At 28.3% G+C, this 1388-nt stretch carries 2 protein-coding genes; one reads left to right on the top strand and one right to left on the bottom strand.

What is annotated here, in order from left to right:
- The first annotated feature begins 203 nt into the window (after positions 1 to 203).
- A complete protein-coding gene (locus EZH24_RS11875; protein ID WP_137999286.1) occupies positions 204 to 1055 on the top strand; it encodes a histidinol-phosphatase in 852 nt (283 codons plus the stop codon).
- A gap of 5 nt (positions 1056 to 1060) precedes the next feature.
- Here EZH24_RS11875 and EZH24_RS11870 read toward each other — a convergent pair.
- Positions 1061 to 1388 (bottom strand): PaaI family thioesterase (locus tag EZH24_RS11870; protein ID WP_236847235.1); only part of this gene is annotated, 328 nt, incomplete at its 5' end.

The following is a 1388-nucleotide window of genomic DNA, read 5'->3' as shown; positions in this document are numbered from 1 at the left end:
GATTATGGAACTGTAGAGATAGATATAAGTAAAGTTCAATAATAAATTGCAAATTTAAAAACTGATAAAATTGATAAGATAAGAAAAAAGGCATCGTATTTATTGCGGTGTCTTTTTTATTGATTAAATAAAAATGCCGTTGCTAAAAATAAAAATACTTAATAAAATATATATCGATAAAAATGAGGGCATAAATTTTTAAAATGAAATATATCTCAAACTTACACACGCATACGAATTATTGCGATGGAAAAAATTCAATTGAAGAAATTATAAAATACGCTATAGAAAAAGAATTTATAAGTTTAGGTTTTTCGGGGCATTCCAACTTTTCTAAAGACGAATGCTCTATGACGAAAGAAGGAACGATTAAATATTTATACGAAATAAAAAAATATAAAGAAATTTATAAAGATAAAATTCAAATTTATTCTGGAATAGAAGCGGATTATTATTCCGACTTAAATAAAAATACCGATAAAGAAATGCCACTCGATTATAGAATCGGCTCGGTTCATTTTATAGACGATGGAAAAGATTATTTTTGCATTGATATGTCGAAAGATAATTTTAACGAAACGATTAAACATTTCGGAAATATAAAAATCGTTATAGAAAAATATTTTGACAATATAATTAAAATGGTTGAAACTCAAAAACCAGATATTGTCGGACATTTGGATTTAATCAGAAAATATAATTTGAATAAAGAATATTTTACCGAAGAGGAAGATTGGTATATAGAAAAAGTCGAAGAAGTTTTGAAACATATAAAAGAAAATAATTCTATAGTCGAAGTTAATATAAAACTTATGAATCAAAATAATCTTGACGCTCATTATCCTAATAAAAGAACGATAAAAAGAATTTTAGAAGCGAATATTCCTTTAATTTTGAATACGGACGCTCATTCGATTAACGGCTTGGATAAATTTTATTGCGAGTCGCTCGAAGAATTGAAAAAACTCGGAGTAAAAAAAATGAAAATGTTAATCGATAATTCATTTAAAGATATCGATATAAATTTATTTGGAAAAGATATAAATTATAAATAAAATAATTATGGGATATTTATAGTTTTCGGGTCGCTTTCTTTTTTCTCAACGAACCAATCCTCTTTGCTTTCTGGGTCCATTTCGGCAATTTTATCAAGCCCCATACAAAGATAAGTTCCTTTTGCCGTTGCGGCGATTTTGTCGTCATTTAAAAGTATATAGCCTTCGCCTTCGTAAACTTGTCCGTTGTCGGAAGTTATTTTTCCGATTATTCTTATTTCTTCGTTTATCGGAACGGGCTTTTTATATTTTGTCGTAAGCGAAATTGTCACTCCCCATTTTTCTTCTCCAATATATGGCATCATAGCCCTGCATATGGCATCATAGCCCTGC

This window comes from Brachyspira catarrhinii (genome assembly GCF_005518285.1).
GTDB lineage: Bacteria > Spirochaetota > Brachyspiria > Brachyspirales > Brachyspiraceae > Brachyspira > Brachyspira catarrhinii.
Note: the sequence above shows the minus strand (reverse complement) of the source record. Positions and strands in the feature narration are given on the sequence as shown.